This is a genomic window from Paenibacillus sp. plas6 (assembly GCF_057221655.1).
The window spans coordinates 4,348,596-4,365,679 of record NZ_CM170151.1; the positions used below are offsets into that span (position 1 = coordinate 4,348,596).

At 40.0% G+C, this 17,084-nt stretch carries 16 protein-coding genes; 3 read left to right on the forward strand and 13 right to left on the reverse strand.

From position 1 onward, the window contains the following. Positions 1–27 precede the first annotated feature (27 nt). The gene (gene pyk / locus AC2TDL_RS19305) at positions 28–1,446 is read right to left on the reverse strand and encodes a pyruvate kinase (protein WP_484697679.1); all 1,419 of its coding nucleotides are present in this window, start codon (positions 1,444–1,446) and stop codon (positions 28–30) included. 130 nt (positions 1,447–1,576) lie between these two features. Here pyk and AC2TDL_RS19310 point away from each other — a divergent pair, with 130 nt between their 5' ends. Beyond that, positions 1,577–2,362 (forward strand): helix-turn-helix transcriptional regulator, encoded by a 786-nt coding sequence (locus AC2TDL_RS19310; protein WP_484697680.1) that lies wholly within the window; start codon positions 1,577–1,579, stop codon positions 2,360–2,362. Between the two features lie 181 nt (positions 2,363–2,543). On the opposite strand, the gene AC2TDL_RS19315 is transcribed toward AC2TDL_RS19310, so the two are convergent. From AC2TDL_RS19315 to AC2TDL_RS19335, 5 genes are all read right to left on the reverse strand, one after another. After that, entirely contained in the window at positions 2,544–3,530 is a 987-nt protein-coding gene (locus tag AC2TDL_RS19315) for an S-layer homology domain-containing protein (protein WP_484697681.1), read from the reverse strand. Between the two features lie 14 nt (positions 3,531–3,544). Next, a complete protein-coding gene (locus AC2TDL_RS19320; protein ID WP_484697682.1) occupies positions 3,545–4,456 on the reverse strand; it encodes a radical SAM/SPASM domain-containing protein in 912 nt (303 codons plus the stop codon). Positions 4,457–4,587: 131 nt separating this feature from the next. Beyond that, positions 4,588–4,806, reverse strand: a complete 219-nt coding sequence (locus AC2TDL_RS19325; RefSeq protein ID WP_484697683.1) for a cold-inducible protein YdjO-related protein — start codon at positions 4,804–4,806, stop codon at positions 4,588–4,590. Positions 4,807–4,844: 38 nt separating this feature from the next. Then, the gene (locus tag AC2TDL_RS19330; protein WP_484697684.1) at positions 4,845–5,897 is read right to left on the reverse strand and encodes a lactonase family protein; all 1,053 of its coding nucleotides are present in this window, start codon (positions 5,895–5,897) and stop codon (positions 4,845–4,847) included. 24 nt (positions 5,898–5,921) lie between these two features. Further along, the gene (locus AC2TDL_RS19335) at positions 5,922–6,623 is read right to left on the reverse strand and encodes a DsbA family oxidoreductase (RefSeq protein ID WP_484697685.1); all 702 of its coding nucleotides are present in this window, start codon (positions 6,621–6,623) and stop codon (positions 5,922–5,924) included. Positions 6,624–6,808: 185 nt separating this feature from the next. Between AC2TDL_RS19335 and xerS the strand changes: the two genes are divergently transcribed. Continuing rightward, on the forward strand, positions 6,809–7,891 hold the full coding sequence (gene xerS / locus AC2TDL_RS19340; RefSeq protein WP_484697686.1) for a tyrosine recombinase XerS: 1,083 nt from the start codon (positions 6,809–6,811) through the stop codon (positions 7,889–7,891). A gap of 111 nt (positions 7,892–8,002) precedes the next feature. After that, a complete protein-coding gene (locus AC2TDL_RS19345) occupies positions 8,003–8,989 on the forward strand; it encodes a YpdA family putative bacillithiol disulfide reductase (protein WP_484697687.1) in 987 nt (328 codons plus the stop codon). A 95-nt stretch (positions 8,990–9,084) separates the two neighbouring features. Here AC2TDL_RS19345 and AC2TDL_RS19350 read toward each other — a convergent pair whose 3' ends face one another. From AC2TDL_RS19350 to AC2TDL_RS19380, 7 genes are all read right to left on the reverse strand, one after another. After that, positions 9,085–10,407 carry a hypothetical protein gene (locus AC2TDL_RS19350; protein ID WP_484697688.1) on the reverse strand — a complete coding sequence of 441 codons (1,323 nt, stop codon included), beginning with the start codon at positions 10,405–10,407 and terminating at the stop codon, positions 9,085–9,087. After that, positions 10,379–11,512, reverse strand: a complete 1,134-nt coding sequence (locus AC2TDL_RS19355) for a DUF58 domain-containing protein (RefSeq protein WP_484697689.1) — start codon at positions 11,510–11,512, stop codon at positions 10,379–10,381. The genes AC2TDL_RS19350 and AC2TDL_RS19355 overlap by 29 nt, the downstream gene beginning before the upstream one ends. Before the next feature lie 4 nt (positions 11,513–11,516). After that, positions 11,517–12,476, reverse strand: a complete 960-nt coding sequence (locus AC2TDL_RS19360; RefSeq protein WP_484697690.1) for an AAA family ATPase — start codon at positions 12,474–12,476, stop codon at positions 11,517–11,519. 70 nt (positions 12,477–12,546) lie between these two features. After that, on the reverse strand, positions 12,547–13,530 hold the full coding sequence (locus AC2TDL_RS19365; protein WP_484697691.1) for a phosphotransferase: 984 nt from the start codon (positions 13,528–13,530) through the stop codon (positions 12,547–12,549). A gap of 72 nt (positions 13,531–13,602) precedes the next feature. Further along, positions 13,603–14,307, reverse strand: coding sequence for an MOSC domain-containing protein (locus tag AC2TDL_RS19370; RefSeq protein ID WP_484697692.1), 705 nt, complete (start codon positions 14,305–14,307; stop codon positions 13,603–13,605). A gap of 176 nt (positions 14,308–14,483) precedes the next feature. After that, entirely contained in the window at positions 14,484–16,106 is a 1,623-nt protein-coding gene (locus AC2TDL_RS19375; RefSeq protein WP_484697693.1) for an APC family permease, read from the reverse strand. Positions 16,107–16,307: 201 nt separating this feature from the next. Continuing rightward, the gene (locus tag AC2TDL_RS19380) at positions 16,308–17,033 is read right to left on the reverse strand and encodes a phosphonate ABC transporter ATP-binding protein (protein ID WP_484697694.1); all 726 of its coding nucleotides are present in this window, start codon (positions 17,031–17,033) and stop codon (positions 16,308–16,310) included. Positions 17,034–17,084: the final 51 nt, after the last annotated feature.

The window sequence follows — 17,084 nt, forward strand, 5'->3', positions numbered from 1 at the left end:
ATATAGCTATGTCACTTTGCGATGAGACTATTCAACTTGATGGATTTTAATTAAATTCGTTGCTCCAGCACGTCCAGTTGGAATACCTGCTGAAATAACAACATAGTCACCAGACTCAACATAGTTTGAACGAACACTATTGCGAATAGCAGAGCTAAACATTTCGTCCGTAGTTGATACATACTCTCCTTTAATTGGAACAACCCCACGCGCTAATGTTAGTCGGCGCAATGTTTTTTCATTAGGAGTAATTGCAATAATTGGAGCTTTAGGACGATATTTAGATACCATACGTGCAGTGAAGCCACTTTCAGTTGGTGTAAGGATTGCTTTAGCACCAATTTGCAATGAGCTGTTAACAACTGCTTGTGAAATAACTTCAGTAACTGAAGTCGATTCTGTATTCATCAACTTTCTGAAGTTTTCTTTATGATCGATTGTACTTTCTGTACGCTCAGCAATCATTGCCATCATTTTAACTGCTTCAAGCGGATATTTACCTGCTGCAGATTCACCAGAAAGCATAATTGCATCAGCACCTTGAAGTACTGCGTTAGCAACGTCACTAACTTCAGCGCGAGTTGGACGAGGGTTAACTTGCATAGAATCTAGCATTTGCGTTGCAACGATAACTGGCTTACCAGCTTTGTTACATTTATCGATCATTACTTTTTGAATCAAAGGCACTTCCTCTGCAGGAATTTCTACCCCTAGATCGCCGCGTGCAACCATAATACCGTCAGAAGCTTCGATAATCGCATCAAGATTATCTACACCCTCTTGGTTTTCAATTTTTGAAATAATTTGAATATGACTTGCATTATTATCTTCTAGAATTTGACGAACTTCTAGAACATCCTCTGCTTTACGAACAAAGGACATTGCTATCATATCGATATTTTCTTCAATACCAAACATAATATGCTTAATGTCGCGTTCAGTCACACCAGGTAAAGTTGTACTAATTCCTGGTAAGTTGACCCCTTTACGCGGCTTTAATGTACCACCGTTCATTACCTCACAGTGCATATCGCTGCCTTCAACAGACTTAACTTTCAATTCGATTAGACCATCATCAAGCAGGATAGTGTCACCAGCTTTAATCACGCTAGTCATATCAGCATAGTTTACACTTACACGTTGTCCATTACCTGTTATTTGCTCAGTAGTTAGTGTAAAAGTTTCACCAGCTTTTAATTCGTAACTAGCTTCCTCTAAAGTACCAATACGAATTTCAGGACCTTTAATGTCCATCATTGTTGCTACAATTTTGCCTGCTGCCTCTGCGGCTTCACGTACAAGTTTAATTCTTGCGCTATGCTCGTGCAGCTCACCATGTGCCATATTTAGACGAGCAACGCTCATACCAGCAAGCATCATTTCTTTAAGAATTGAGATCGAGTTACTAGACGGACCCATTGTACATACAATTTTCGTGTGATTCATTTCAGATACTCCTTTGTGAGGTCGAGATTCATAAGTAAATAACATTGATGTTATAATTGTAGAACTTTTCTGAGCAGGAGTACATGAAATATAGTATAATGGATGAAAAATAGTATACTGAGGTGAAGGAATGCTCCAGCAGCTTACGATCGATTATCAGCAAGGAACGAACTGGCAGCGAGAAATACTGAACGAAGAATTACAATTTCATTTTTATGTTATTACATATGGAAGCTGCGGCTTTCAATTGGAAAATGGTGAACTCCTTATCGCCAATAAAGGCTGCTTTGTACTTGCTCCTCAGCAATGCCAATATATCGAGCAATCGTTAAATAATAGCTTACATCAAAAATATTGTATCGGCTTTAGAGTGACACCAATACTGCTTGAAAAACTGCCGCAATTACAAACCACTGGCTGGCTAATTACTCAAGCTGGTATCTATGATCGAAGTATTGACCTTTTGCGTACAATTTGGAAGGAAGCAAGCGAATCTGTTCCCTATATCGAATTGCGTATCGCCTCCTTCCTGCTTGATACGTTTGCTCTCTGGCAGCGTGAACTAGATCGAGGTGAGCTAGCGCCAGCTTCACTCATCCATATTGAACGAATGAAGCAATATATTCAAACACATTATCGGGAAAAAATAACGAAGAATGTGCTAGCTGATTATATTCAGCGAAGTCCCAGCTATGCGGCATCACTTTTTAAGAGGGGCACTGGGCAAACAATTAGTGAATATGTTCATGCTGTAAGAATGAAAACAGCGATGTATATGCTTTCTGCTTCACTGCTTACGATTACGGAAATATCTGAATATCTTGGCTATGCCGATGTTAGCTATTTTCAGCGATTATTTAAACGAACCTACGGTCAGCCGCCAAGTGACTTTTTACAGGATCGTCGTGAACATTGAGTATACTACATCTCTATGCTTTAACGAAAAACACTCATTAACCTTGAACTCCCCTGGAATTCATCGAAATAACCAATGGTTTTCCAATGATTATTCTAAGGATGAATATCACCTTTTAATCCGGTTAATGAGTGTTTTAATTAGCATATATTTCAAAGATAAGACTGAGAATCTCAGAGGCCTATAGTTTATAACGAATCGTTGATTGAATACTAGTCTCCGATTCTACAAAGTTATATAAAATTCCATTTAACAGAGCCTTCATCGATTGTGTTTTTCCATAACTGAGTTGAGATAAGTCCAAGCTATTTTTCGTAATCATTTTCATAATGTCTGCCATTACGTCGATTTTATAACCGTCTTTAACCATGGAGACAGTGGCCTGCACGTATGGATCTTCAGCAATTTTAGTTATATCAATACTAATCAGCATTACATTTGCATGGTTAGAAGCAACAGACAATTCCAATGTTGAGCCTTCCACTAGATGATTAGCTTTCACCTCATAGCCGCTTTTTTGCAAAGATGAAATAAGCTGCGATTGGCTGTCCAAAGCTGGCAATAACACCGGTATCGATGGATCCTGCTCAATAACTGCTTTCTTCAGATGATTGGATTGGCGATTATCTACAAACGACTTAATAAATTTAATCGCTTCTGCTCTAGTTAGAAGTTGTTTAGGAGCATAACCTACATAAGTTTTTGATGTTTTACCCTCTGACATCTTATTATCAAATAAATATTGCACCGCATCAATCTCGCGCAAAAATATGATTCCATCTGCACTAGCAATTATTTTCGCAGCTTCTCCCCTAGTAATCTGCTTATTACGATAGGTTGATGAATCTTGTGCAATTCCATCTGCTAACCAGTTATTATCTTTTGCTATTTTATAATAAGGGTCATACCACAGCTCTCCGTCTTTAGGAAGTTGAATTTCATACGTTGCAACGATCATTTTCAAAAACTCTGCCTCGGTTATTTTATCATTGGGACGAAATGTGCCGTCCCTATACCCTTGAATAATCCCTTCACTTACTCCCCATAATATATAATCTTCAGCCCAATGGCCTTCTTTTACGTCTTTAAATAATGATGCTGCAAACGATAAATTGCCAAGCAGCAGAAGGCACATTGCTACGCCAATAGCTAGTATCCCCTTTTTCATCGGGTAACCTCTCCTTAGACGTTATTCATAAGCTCACGCTTTGTATGTTTACCAAAACGCTGGCGATAACCGCATTTGCGACATAGCTCCTCAACTGCTTGTCTGCGTGAGAAGCCATTATATATCGCAGTTGCACGTTCACCATTAATGATCTCATCGAAGCTAGTTTCATTAATGTTGCCGAGATTTAGAATCCCTTCCCCGTCTAAACAGCACGGAATAACCGTGCCATCAATCAGTACCCCAGCTTGATTGCGCAGCGCATAGCAAAAGCCAACACCATCATCCTCTGGTTCATCTAACGCTGGCCAACGAAATTGCGGATCTTGATTTAAATATACACGCTCAGCAATTTTTAGACCGGAGCCCGTTCCAGGCTTATACATTTCCTGAATTTCATAAGGTAATTGAAATGCTTCTTCAATCATTGCAAGCAGTTCACGATTACGTTTTTTCTTAACATTTTCCTCATTATCTTCAGATAGATTCCATAATCTAAATGAAGTGATTAAGTCAGTATCTTTAGCTAATGAGACAAATTCTAAAATATCAGCTAAATACTGCTTCAAATCTCGATTTCCCGGGTCACCGTCAAAGCTGTGCAAGGAGAAGTTAATTTGTCTTAATGCAGGCTTACCTAATAGCTTTGCAGTATTTTTACGAATCAATGTTCCGTTTGTTGTAATAGTTACTTTGAACCCATGTTGATGAGCAATATCTAGCAATATATCAATTTTCGGATGTAACAGCGGCTCACCCTTTACATGCAAATAAATATAGTTAGTATACGGCTTAATTTGCTCAAGTGTATGCGTAAATTGCTCAATCGAGATAAAGCCTTTAGCACGTTCTGTCGGCGGGCAAAAATAACAGGATAAATTACATATACTTGTTGTTTCAATATAAAACTTCTTAAATCTTCGCATCGCTTTCATGTCCTTTTATAACGTTTATAACTACATCATACCACAACTTACAAAAAAAGCAGCAACATAACACGGGCTGCATGTAAGCAATACAAGACCATGCTATTTGTTGCTGCTTCTTATTTCACGAATTAAATATCAAACTCATCTTTAGGCTTACGCGGTTTGCGTGGCACTTTATTTTGTACCGCTGGCAAATGTCTCATGCTGCGCATCATTGGCCCTTTACATAATGGACAGGTTTGATTTGGTTGGGCGAATTCCTCACGCACCCAAGCTTTGCATTCTGGATTTTTACATTTAAGAATTTTTGTTGGTTTTAAATCAGAAGATGTATTTGTCGTGCTCACTTTACTTTCCTCACTTGCAAATAATTCTTGTTATAGGTTTATAGTTGTACTGGTACTAAGCAAACAGGTTTTGTGGAGAAAAATTCTTTCTCTGTTTCACTTAGTTTACCGCTTGCCTCATCACGAGCAAGTACTACAATATTGTTATTGTCACGATTAGCAACAAGCAGATGACGTCCAGATGGCGTTAACGTAAAATGTCTTGGATGTCCGCCACCAGAAGAAATATGCTGAACTGCCGTTAATTTCCCTTGTTCATCAACTGCAAATACAACAATGCTATCATGTCCACGATTAGAGCCATAAACAAAGCGGCCATCTTGCGAAACAACAATTTCAGCAGTACCATTTTCTCCCGTAAAGCCTTCTGGCAACGTAGAAATATGCTGCAATGCCTCTAGCTGACCTGTTGCTGCTTCATAACGAAAAACTGATACAGTCGAATTAAGCTCATTAATAACATAAGCAATTGGCAAATGCGGATGAAATGCCAAATGTCTTGGACCTGCTCCTGCTGGTAAATTTGCTTCTCCTGCAGCGACAAGCTTTTGCGCATTACGATCTAATTTATAAATAAGCAGCTTATCAAGTCCTAAATCTTGCACATACAAGTAGTTTCCATCATTGCTAAAGAAGCTAGAATGCGGATGTGGACGATCTTGACGCTCAGGATTAACGCTGGAGCCAGTATGTTGGACAACGTCAACAACTTCACCTAAGCTGCCGTCCTCATTTAGCTTAATTAAACCAATCATGCCACCATGATAGCTTGTTACAATTAGAAATTGATTTAACGCATCACGTTGTACATGACAAGTGGTTCCTTTAACTGTTGAAATTTGCTTAACCAATTGCAGGCTATCGCTTGTATATTTGAAATGCGCTAGCGCACCTGACTTGCTGCCATCCTCATTCACTTGCTCACAAATGGCATATAAGCTGCTGCTACCTGGATTAACATTTACAAAAGTAGGATTTTTTAATCCTACGTATTCTGCCTTTTTTGTTAAGCTAACGCTTTCTTCGTCAAAATGAAACAGCTCAACACCTTGATCGCTTGTCTCAGCATAAGATCCAACAAATAATAACACGAAAAATTTCCCCCTCCTACTTGTTTATACTTTACAGCCATCTGGTCCGCATATATCATCATTAGAATGCTCGTTCTGCAACGGCTGCAAGCTTCCTGAACGTTCACTCCACACTTTATTTAGCGTTTCGATAAACATCTCAACTGGCTGAGCTCCGCTAATTGCATATTTACGATCAATGACAAAAAACGGAACACCGCGCACACCTAGCTGCTGTGCTTCTAGCTCATCAATTCGTACATGCTTATTGTACTCTTCTGAATTACTTAGCACACCAGTTACATCAAGTCCTACCGAGTTCGCTAACTCAATAAGTACTGCATGGTCCGATAAATTTTTATTGTCTGTAAAATGAGCATAGAACAAAACTTCAGCAAGCTCATGAGCCTTGCCAAGCGTTGCCGCATACTTCATAATCCGATGGCAATCAAATGTATTGACATCAACCATATCATCAAAGTGGAAAGCAAGCCCAACTTCTGCTGCACGTTGAGCTACTCCAGCGGTCATTTCTTTTGCTTTTTCCTTACTCATGTCGTATTTTTCAGCTAATGAATGAATCGTTAAACGCTTTTCCTCTGGATTCACGTTTGGATCAAGCTCAAAGCTTTTATATTCTGTAACAATCTGCTCACGATACGGAAGCTTAGCAAGTGCCTGCTCATAATTTCTTTTTCCGATATAGCAGAACGGACATACAAAATCAGACCAGATTTCTATCTTCACCACTTTCAACCCCCTTTATCTTCTTAACTTTACCAATATGTAACCTTAATCGCTACAATGTTATTAATCACTAATCCATAGCAGCAATCTAATTCTCAATTATTGTACCCCAAGCCGTCAGTTGGTACAATATTGACTAAATAAGCTTTTTGATTTATAGAAGAGAAATTAGAGGAGTATCGAAAATGAATATTATTAAAGAAAAGGACCGGCAAGAACTTGAACGTAAGCTCCCTTCTATGCCTTGGTATGTTGAACAGTTTATTCAGTACAAGCTGCCTGACCTTTCACCATCCTCGCTATTAGAATATATTCGTGACTATGAGACCTTTTTTCGCTGGCTTATGGCCGAAGGTCTGTCACAAGCAACATCTGTACGCGATGTTAGCTTATTAGAACTTGAACAATTACGAATGGAATCTATTGATGGCTTTAAGCTTTATTTATCGACATATAAGGATGAGCGAAATAGCAGAACGACCATTACACGTAAATTATCCTCGCTTCGCTCTCTATTTCATTATTTAAGTCAAATTGCTGAGGATGAAAATTTTTACCCGCTGCTTAAACGCAATGTAATGGCTAAGGTAGCAATAAAGCGAACGCATAAACCAAAGGATACAGCTGCCAAGCTAGAAGGTAAGCTGCTGCAAGAGCATGAAATTGAAGAGTTTCTGCAATTTGTTCGCTGTGATTATGGCAAAAAAATTGCACGCAATAAGCAGGCACTTTATTCCTATAACTTGAATGCTGTACGAGATAGCTGCATTATTAGCTTAATTCTCCATTCAGGCTTACGTGTATCTGAGGTTGTAAATCTAAATGTAGATGATATTGATTTGAAAAAAAAGCTATGCTACGTCTTCCGTAAAGGTAAAAATGATGAAACGTTTAAGACACCGGTTTACTTCCGTAATGCTGCTACTGAAGATTTACAGCGTTATTTAGAATTAAGAGAAACCACTTATAAAGCAGCAAAACGCGAAAAAGCTCTGTTTTTAGCAATTGCAAACGGTAAACATGAAGGCTCACGTATGACAAAACGCGCAATTCAAGCGATGGTCATTAAATATGCCACACATTTTGGCAAACCATATTTATCTGTGCATAAGCTGCGCCATTCCTTTGCCACTGACTACTATTTGCGCAATGACATTTATAAAACACAGGAGCAGCTGGGTCATGCTTCTCCTGAAACGACACAAATCTATGCGCACTTAACAGATAAAACAATGGCTGAAGCAATCGATCGCGTAAAAGAAGCCTAGAAGTTAATGGAGTCTAGTATGCTTTAACTTAAAATGCTTATATGCTAGGTTGCTCCTACGCAAAAGGAGGAGTACAATAAAACGAGCATGTAAGAGGAGGCTAACAATATTATGATTAAGGAACATACGATTATTATCGGAGCTGGACCATGTGGATTGGCAGCAGGAATTTCGCTGCAACGCATCGGTATTAAGCCGCTCATTATAGAAAAACGCAATATTGTACATTCTATCTCTCAATACCCTACATATATGACTTTTTTTAGTACTGCTGAGCGACTAGAAATTGGCGATATTCCATTCACATGTGCAAATGACAAACCGACTCGTCTGGAAGCTCTAAACTATTATCGCATAGCTGCACAACGTCATAATTTGCGGATTCAACCATATACGACGGTGAAAAGCATTACTAAATCTGAAAATGGCTTTATTCTTAATGCCGTTAATCAATATGGTGAAACTTCTCAATATGAAGCAAAATATGTAATCGTAGCGACAGGTTATTTTGATCATCCGAATATGCTTGGAATTCCAGGAGAAGATTTGCCGAAGGTTAGTCATTTTTTCCGTGAAGCTCATCCATACACTGGCCTTGAGGTAGCTATTATTGGCGGCAGCAATTCCTCGATCGATGCAGCCTTGGAGCTTGAGCGTGTAGGAGCGCATGTAACGATTGTTTATCGCGGCGGGGATTATTCACGTCATATTAAACCATGGGTACGACCAGTAATTGAATCGAAAGTGAATAGCGGCAAAATTAAAATGATGTTTAATTCCCAGGTTCAACGTATTACAAACTCTAGTATTGAAGTTGCAACAACAGAAGGAACAGTTACATTAGCAAATGATTACGTGCTTGCGTTAACAGGCTTCCATCCAGATCATCAGTTTTTAACTGAAGCAGGTGTGACTTTCGAGCCGGAAGGTCATCCGACCTTTAATCCTGAAACGATGGAAAGTAATGTACCGGGAATCTATTTAGCTGGAGTAGTTGTTTCCCGCAAAACGGATGCAAACGAAATTTTTATTGAATCTGGACGTTTCCATGGCGATAAAGTTGCTGCCCATTTACAATCTTTAGGGGAAGGCAACTAAAGAAAATAACCGAGCTTCAATTCGTTAGCGACTACAGGCTAACTAATCGTTGCTCGGTTATTTTGCTTATTGGTTCGTTAGTAAAATGAACCTTATTATTTGTTTTCTTTGCTTTGCTCCTGCTCTAGCTGCTCGCGTAAACGTTGCAGCTTATCCTCATCAGGCTCAACGCTGCCATAGCGCATATTATTATATTGCTGCAGCAGCTCTCCATAAACGATGCTAGTAGGCTCGTCCTTAATAAGCAGGCTTAAATTCTGTTTAGCAGTATTACTAGCGGTAATTGGCTTACCTTGTCTTAAACCTGCTTTTAATGAATGAACATAAAGCGCCTTTAGCTTTTCAATCGGACTTAACTTACGCCACTGCTTGAGAGTAATGGCCTTTGCTGCCTGACGTTTATTCTCGCGCGAGTTGCTCTTCTGAGGCATAATTCCTTCTATCTCATCATGGTAGCCTTCATTTTTTTGCTGCAATAATGCTCGCTGATTCAACAAGCGATAAATATATTTTATGAACATAGGAATTAACTTGGTTACTACAATATAAAGCAATAGTACGGCACCGACAACTAAAACGATCGTAACCGTCCATTTCATCACTTGCTCAAGAATAAGCCAAAACTTTGATGGTTCACTTTCAGCCACGAAATCCCCCATCATGTTTTGATTAGGCGAGATGTTTTCAACAATCGGCGCTTCTGGCTGTTCTTGCCTGCTTAACAGCCAGGCAATATACTTCTCATAAAGTTCTTTGAACCATTGCTCTAATCTCTTCTGAGCCTCTCGAAAAAAAGCTAAGACCGCAATAAGCAAAATAACTCCAGTAATATAAAACCGATTTATTGCTACCGAACGACGGATAGTCGCTGAAGCTCCATCAATCATTTGTTGATCGCGAATGATGCGCTCATTTTGAATATATAAAAATAGTACAGCCGCAATAACACCTAAAACGAAAAACAGGATATTATAATCTGCTAGCTTATGAAGCACCATCACCTTTAATATTTGTAAAATGATTGAGTCAATTAGCATAAATACCATTGCTAATGACGAAAAACTATTTTGCCAGCCGATTGCTAACGAGCGAAAGCTTCTTTCAACAAAAATAATCCCTACAATGGCGCAAGCAAGTAATGCCCAAGTGGACTGAGTTGTTATGAAAATTAGCAAAGAGGATGGGATTAGCCCTAGCAAAAGTATAATAAAAAGACGAAAACCATGCTTCATCTCTTTGCCTGAATGCCAAACATATTGCGGAATACTATAGAGCGCAACTAGCAAGATGCTCCAGTAAATGAGCAGCTCTTGTGATAATGTATAGACCGCTAATGTTAACCATATCGGTGCATAAAAAATCAACTCAATTGCTGCTCTTAACGGCGGTTTAAGAAGGAACGGAATATCTCGCTTCATCTTGCTCCCCCTCTCTCGTTTGCCACTCTTCTAACTCACTTGCTACCAATGCTAGTACTGCATTGCGCTGCAAACGCAGCCTTTGAGCTGCCTCCTCTGTTGTTTCATTCCAATATGAGCTTAAGATTAAGAGATCATAGCCGCTTAACCCCTCATCAGCTAATCGATGCAGCATATCAGCAAGTGACTCCGTTCGAATAAGCTGCAGCCTTGCCATTAATTCTAAAATTGCATGCCACTGACCTTGTCCAGCTGCTGGCAGTAAAGTTACGCTTTCCGCTTGATCCAAGCTGCTGCTATTGGCTGCAAAGCCAGCCTCCATCCCCTGTTCAATCACTTGCTTAGTTATTCCTGCTGCATAATTGATCAATCGTTCGATAAGATCATCGTTTGTAACGGTACGCCACATTGCTTCATTATCCTCAATATTTACAATGACGAGCAGCTTACGATTAGCGGTGAATTCATATTGGTGAACTTGCAGCTCTCCAACCCGTGCCGTTGCCTTCCAGTTTACATGTCTCATTGAGTCCCCATATTGATATGGACGAGTTCCAGCGACAATAAACGGATCTGGTAAAATAAATCGCTTTACTATATGATCGCCTTGCCACGAATGATAAGGCAAACGCTCAAGCGGCAGTGACAATGGCTTTGGATAGACGGTTAATGAGGATTGCAAAGGGAATTGCTTTGTCACACGATATAAACTTAATAAATCTCCACTCGTAAGCGTTACAGTCCGCAGTGAATATACACCACGTCTACGCGGGGTAAGCTGATGCGTGCGACGTATTCGTTGATAACCTGACAATGTAAAGAAGCTGCCATGATTTTGATCATATTGTCCTTTACTAATGGAAAAGTTATCTTGTCCACTAAATTGCAGAGCTGCCTCTAAGGATGACTCTACGTAGAGCCATGGAATTGGCAAACGTTTGCGATTTTCTAAAACTTCTACCATATTAATTTGCTCATCCTGAAAGCAGGTTGTTTGCGTAAAGAATCGTTTATATTGCACCTTTCGCAGCACTAGCTTTTTAAATACCCAGCCCTGAAGCAGAATGATAACAGCTGTAATGACGAGAAACCAAAAGATAATCATAACACTACACTCTTTCAGGAAGTGGCTCGGTAGGTACAGTGACCTGTTTTAATATCTGCTCTATCACTGCCTCTGCTGCTGCTGTAGAACGATTTATTCCTTTAAGTGCTAGTCGATGTGCAAGCGTCGGAATAGCCATCGCTTTTATATCATCAGGCGTAACATAGCTTCGTCCCATTAACGCTGCTTGAACTTGTGAGGCACGCAGCAATGCTTGACTGCCACGCGGCGATACACCAACTAATACATCGTCTCTTTTACGCGTTGCTTCCACAAGCTCGACAATATAACGAAGCAAATCATCATGTACAGCTATTGAGCTATAGCTTTGCTCTGCTTCAAGCAACATATCCCTCGTAATTACAGGCTGCAGTTGCTGCAAAGGGTTAGCATCTTTAAAGCGGCGCAGCAGCTCTACTCCCTCTTCACTGCTTGGGTAACCCATTTTAATTTTAAATAAGAAACGGTCAAGCTGCGCCTCTGGCAATGGAAAAGTCCCTTGCTGCTCCACCGGGTTTTGGGTAGCGATAACCATAAATGGCGCTTCAAGCTTCATCGTTACTCCGTCTACACTAACTTGTCGTTCTTCCATACATTCTAATAAACTTGATTGCGTACGCGGTGTAGCTCGGTTAATTTCATCTGCAAGTAAAATATTACTGAAAATAGGACCTGCACGAAATTCAAATTCACCGCTGCGCTGATTATAGTACTGGATTCCACTTAAGTCTGATGGCAAAAGATCTGGGGTGAATTGTATGCGCTTAAATTTTAAAGAAAGCGAACTAGCAATTGATTTTGCTAGCATCGTCTTACCAGTACCTGGCACATCTTCTAGTAAAACATGTCCATTTGTAATTAAGGCAATTACAAGTAATCTTGTTACTTCTTCTTTTCCTACAATAACTTTGCTGACATTTTTATTGACTGCTTCATAAATTTGCTGAATGACTTTATTCCCCATCAAAATGCCTCCATTATGAGATAAGATTTAATCACTAAACTTCAATGGAAATCTATGAAAATTAAGAAAATTAAATCGAAAGCTGAATCTCATTCATTTGATATATTGCATAATGTGTATCCTCTATTATCCTCCGTAAAACCTGCGGAGAATCAAGTCCTTGTGAAAAGCGATGAATGAAATGCATCGCTACGTCAACACAGCGTAGCTTAATTAATTGTGGCAATAACGCGATTTCCTGCTCATTTAAACGAACAATTCCATGGAAGGCTTGTAGCATTGCATTAAGCAGTTGCTCCAGCTGGGTCGTAGCAGGATTAATCGTTTCCGCTAGCATTACCGCTAGCTCCATCGCGCGCAGATCATAGGTTACAAATTCAAAATCTAATAAAGCAACAACTTTATGATCAACTGCTAAACTATTGCTGCAATTTAAATCTCCATGAATCCATTGATGCGGCAAAGCTTGAAACTGCGCAGCTAATTGTTCAAGCTTAATTCGTTCAGCTCCAATCAGCTGCAGTTGCTCTTCTAAATCAGTAAGCTCTTGATGATTGAGCAATTCTCTTAACGCAGCTTTATCGAAAGGGGCATAATTACTTGCAAGTTCATAATACGGGGAATAAGCTGGCTGCTCATCGACTGCTAACATTGTAAATGCCTGACTTAGCTCTGCAGCAGCCTTGGCTAAACTTATCATCTCTTCCATATTGTTCGTAGTTGGTCTTTCACCCTCTATATAATGAAAAGCTGCTGCTAATTTACCGCTACTTGTAAACGTAATTGTGGATTGCTGCCTGTTATAGATTAACGCAGGAGTTGCTATTGACAACTTTGTCTGCTGCAGTTTTTCTAGCATAGAATGCTCAAATTGCAGCTTAAACTTATCTGCATGATTATTATATAAGCGAACGATCACTTTCCGCTCATCATCCTCTACCGTTAATGTCGTATTATTCATTCCGCTAGGTCCAGGGATAATGCGCGGAGTGCCTTGCCAAGTATATTGAGCAAGCACTTCGTTACACTCATCCAGGCTAATTTGCTTGCTCATTGCTTCACTCCTTATTCCTTTGCTTATTCGTTCAAATTCCGAATTCATTTACTAGGTTAACAATTAACGCAATTAAGCTTGCATTCGCATTATTTTTTTATGTATGCTTTCTTTCCATTCATCAGTAAGCTCAGGAATACTAGCTAATCGCTGTAATTGCTCAACTGTACTATGTTTACTGTACATAATCTCGTTAGCTTCTTTAATTGACATCGAATGTTCAGCGCGACGAACAAGCTTTGCCTCCATCCCTTGTGCTGCTTCTCCTTCTTCCAATACGCGAAAATAAAATCCTGTATAGCCGCTTTCCCGTGCTAGTTTGACAAGTTCAGGCCAATCATTGCGGATCCCAAGCTTAAAACATGGTTGTCGTGGCTGGCTAACTTGGACTACTAAAGTTCCAAATGAATACACATCACCGATGTACACATCGTCCTCAGTCCAGTTGCTTAGAGTCATATTCTCGCCAAATGCGCCTGGCTTAAGCTCTCGTCCATGCTCTTGCCAGTAACGATAGCTCGACTGCAAATAAACGCATACGGCCTTGTTATGACCGCCATGATTAACAGTATCGCCTTGAGCATCGCCCTCTACTCCAGTGAAGCTAACCCAGTGACGGTTGGTTGAAGCCTGCTTGAAAATTGCAGTTAATACAGGTTTATTGCCATAAACAACCTCTTGAGGTTTAGCAACGTGAAAGGAAATGACTGAGGCTGGCTGCTTAATACGCTCATAGCCCTGTTCATTATTTTGCAGTTGTTCTATTTCATTTTCCATATTATCACCACCTAACACTATTATAGCGGCTATTTGACGAAAATGGAAAAATAACTAGCAGTTTAGTCTCTTTTCGACAAAATTATTTTAACTTAAGGTCAATTGCTCCCGTCGAAACGAAGTCGAATGCAAGACGATATTTGTAAATCTGTGCGCTTGCCTGGGAAATAATTAGGCTATTGCAGCGGCATTTCCCCTTCTACTTCAAATAAGTCACGACTTTTATTGCTGTCATATGTAAAGAACTTATTTGCAAGCCCCTTAATAAGAAAACCATAAATAACTGCATAGCAAACGATGATGATAACTGGCACGGCAGCAACAAGCATAATGGAAAGCGGAAGCGCAGCTGCTACAATACTGCCTAACGCAGTTAACAGCAGCATACCACAGACGCGAATGCCTTTTTCCCAGCCATCTACTTTCCATAGCTCTGCACGCCCTTTTACAGGGACAAAGAAAAAAACAAGCACATAAACGATGCAGTGGCAAATAACAGCCAATAATGTTACATGCACAAAGAGCTGGCTTGCACTAAAAAAGTAAATTGGAACTAGCAATGCTAGCGATAATAGGATAACAACAATTAACGCACGTTGTGGCACTTGTTTTAAATAGTTCATCATCGAAAGTGTCTGTTTAAACGGCAACATACCGTCTCGTGCCATCGCCATTAATGTACGGCCAGCACTTTGCAGTAACGTTACACTGGAGCACCAACTGCTTAATAGTGCAATGACGATAAGTCCAGACCCAAATTGCCCAGCAAGCTGCTGCAGCCACTGTTCACCTGTTAACCCGCTTGTGGTATATGCTTGATTCATATAGTAAATAGCCAGGATTAACAAAAGTGCAAGACCGATCATAAACGAATAGCAGGTTGAAAGCAGCGTTGCCCAGGAGATTTTAACCTTCGGCTCTAATGTTTCCTCTGCATGCTGCGAGCTGCTGTCGCCACCAATAAATAATCTTGCAATTAGTGCAATTAATAATCCCCAGTTTAATGGTGTAACCTCATGCAGCGCAGGAAACCATCCTTCTACAGCAGTGCCTGTCATAAATAAGTGCATCCCGTTATAGCTATAGCTGCGCCAGCTCGCAATTAACGCAATTAGCAACCACGCAATGCCAGCACATTGTACTAGCCAAGCAGCAATATGAAAAAAGCGATAACTTGAACTCTTAAACCCGATAATTAGTAGTTGAGCAAGTAAGACCAGTATTACCGTTAATAATGTTGCATTTGGACGATCAAGCCATTCTAATGCGGATGGAATGAGCAGTCTGGAAAAATAGACTAAGCCAATGCTGTATCCGATAAGCATCATTATTTGCCCAATAAGCTGTACGCCTCCAACAATACTGCCAAGCCATCTCCCCCCTTCTCTCAAGGCAGCATGGTAAAGTCCCCCTGCAGTTGGCTGGGCAGATAAGTATTGAGCAGTTAGCGTCATAAAAATAATGAATAAAACACCAAGTCCACAATATATAAATAAGCTTGCTGACAAGCCACCTTGCTGCAAAATCGGAGCTAATAGCAGCAGCAGCATTGGAAACATGCCGATCGCGTTCATTGCTATGCTAAAAATAGATAGCTCGCCATATTGTCTTCTAAGATATTGACCAATCCCATAGCGATGAAGCTCATGCTTATCTTGCAGTTGCTGTACAACTTTGCCGTATTTTACTCCTCTAATATAATTGATACGTCGAAAGCCCCTCTGCACTTTCGTCGTAATTACAAGCATGCAAACTACCGCAACGGTCACAAGCAGCATAAGCAGTGAAATAACGTACATTCTTCTACCTCCTAATCTTCAGCCATAAATATATAAGATTTACAGCATAATTACTAGAAAGTATATGTCCAAAAGGGATTAAGCATGTCACTTTCTCTTAAGTACATATAGCAATCATTTTCAAAACAAAAAAGGATTTAGAACCATTTAATGATTCCAAATCCTTTATCTCTTCTTTATAACATATCGATTATTCACGCTTTAGAGCATATTTTTTTCGCGCTCAGTTAAACGACGACCATATACATCTAGCACTAGTTCTCCACTATTCAATCCAAGAATGCGATCAGCATAGCGCTCTGCCCAATCGCCTTGGTGCAATACAGCAATAACAATAATTCCTTGTTCCTTACATAATTGCTTTAACTCGCTAAGGACAGAATCTGCATTATGCGGATCGAGCCCAGCCACAGGCTCATCGGCTACAATTACTTTCGCTCCATGTACTAAAGCGCGCGCAATTGCAATCCGCTGCTGCTCTCCGCCTGATAAATGTCTAGCTTTCATCTTCGCCTTATCAAGCAAGCCGCGCTTTTCGATAATATCCATTGCCCCCATATAATCATCGTTGCGCACCATACCTGTCCAACGTCTCCATGCTGGAGTTTGACCAACTGCACCGATAATTACATTTTTTAACGCGGTTTTATCTGGGAACAGAAATGGTTTTTCCTCCAAATAAGCTACTTCGCGCTTTACTTGCATTTTAGCACGGAAGCCACCCTCAAATACATTTTTTCCATTAAATATATATTTACCAGTAGTCCAGTTTTCTTGTAACGCTAAGCATTTAAGTAAGGTTGACTTTCCACTGCCGCTTGCTCCTTTAACAGCAATAAAATCTCCTTCATACGCATCAAATGTAATGTTTTTTAGAATTTTAGGACCGCCAGGAATTGATTTTGAAAGATTTTGTATCCGTAACATGTCGTCATCCTTTCCGCTAGTGCAAACGCTTCTTTTAATAGTTTACGATAT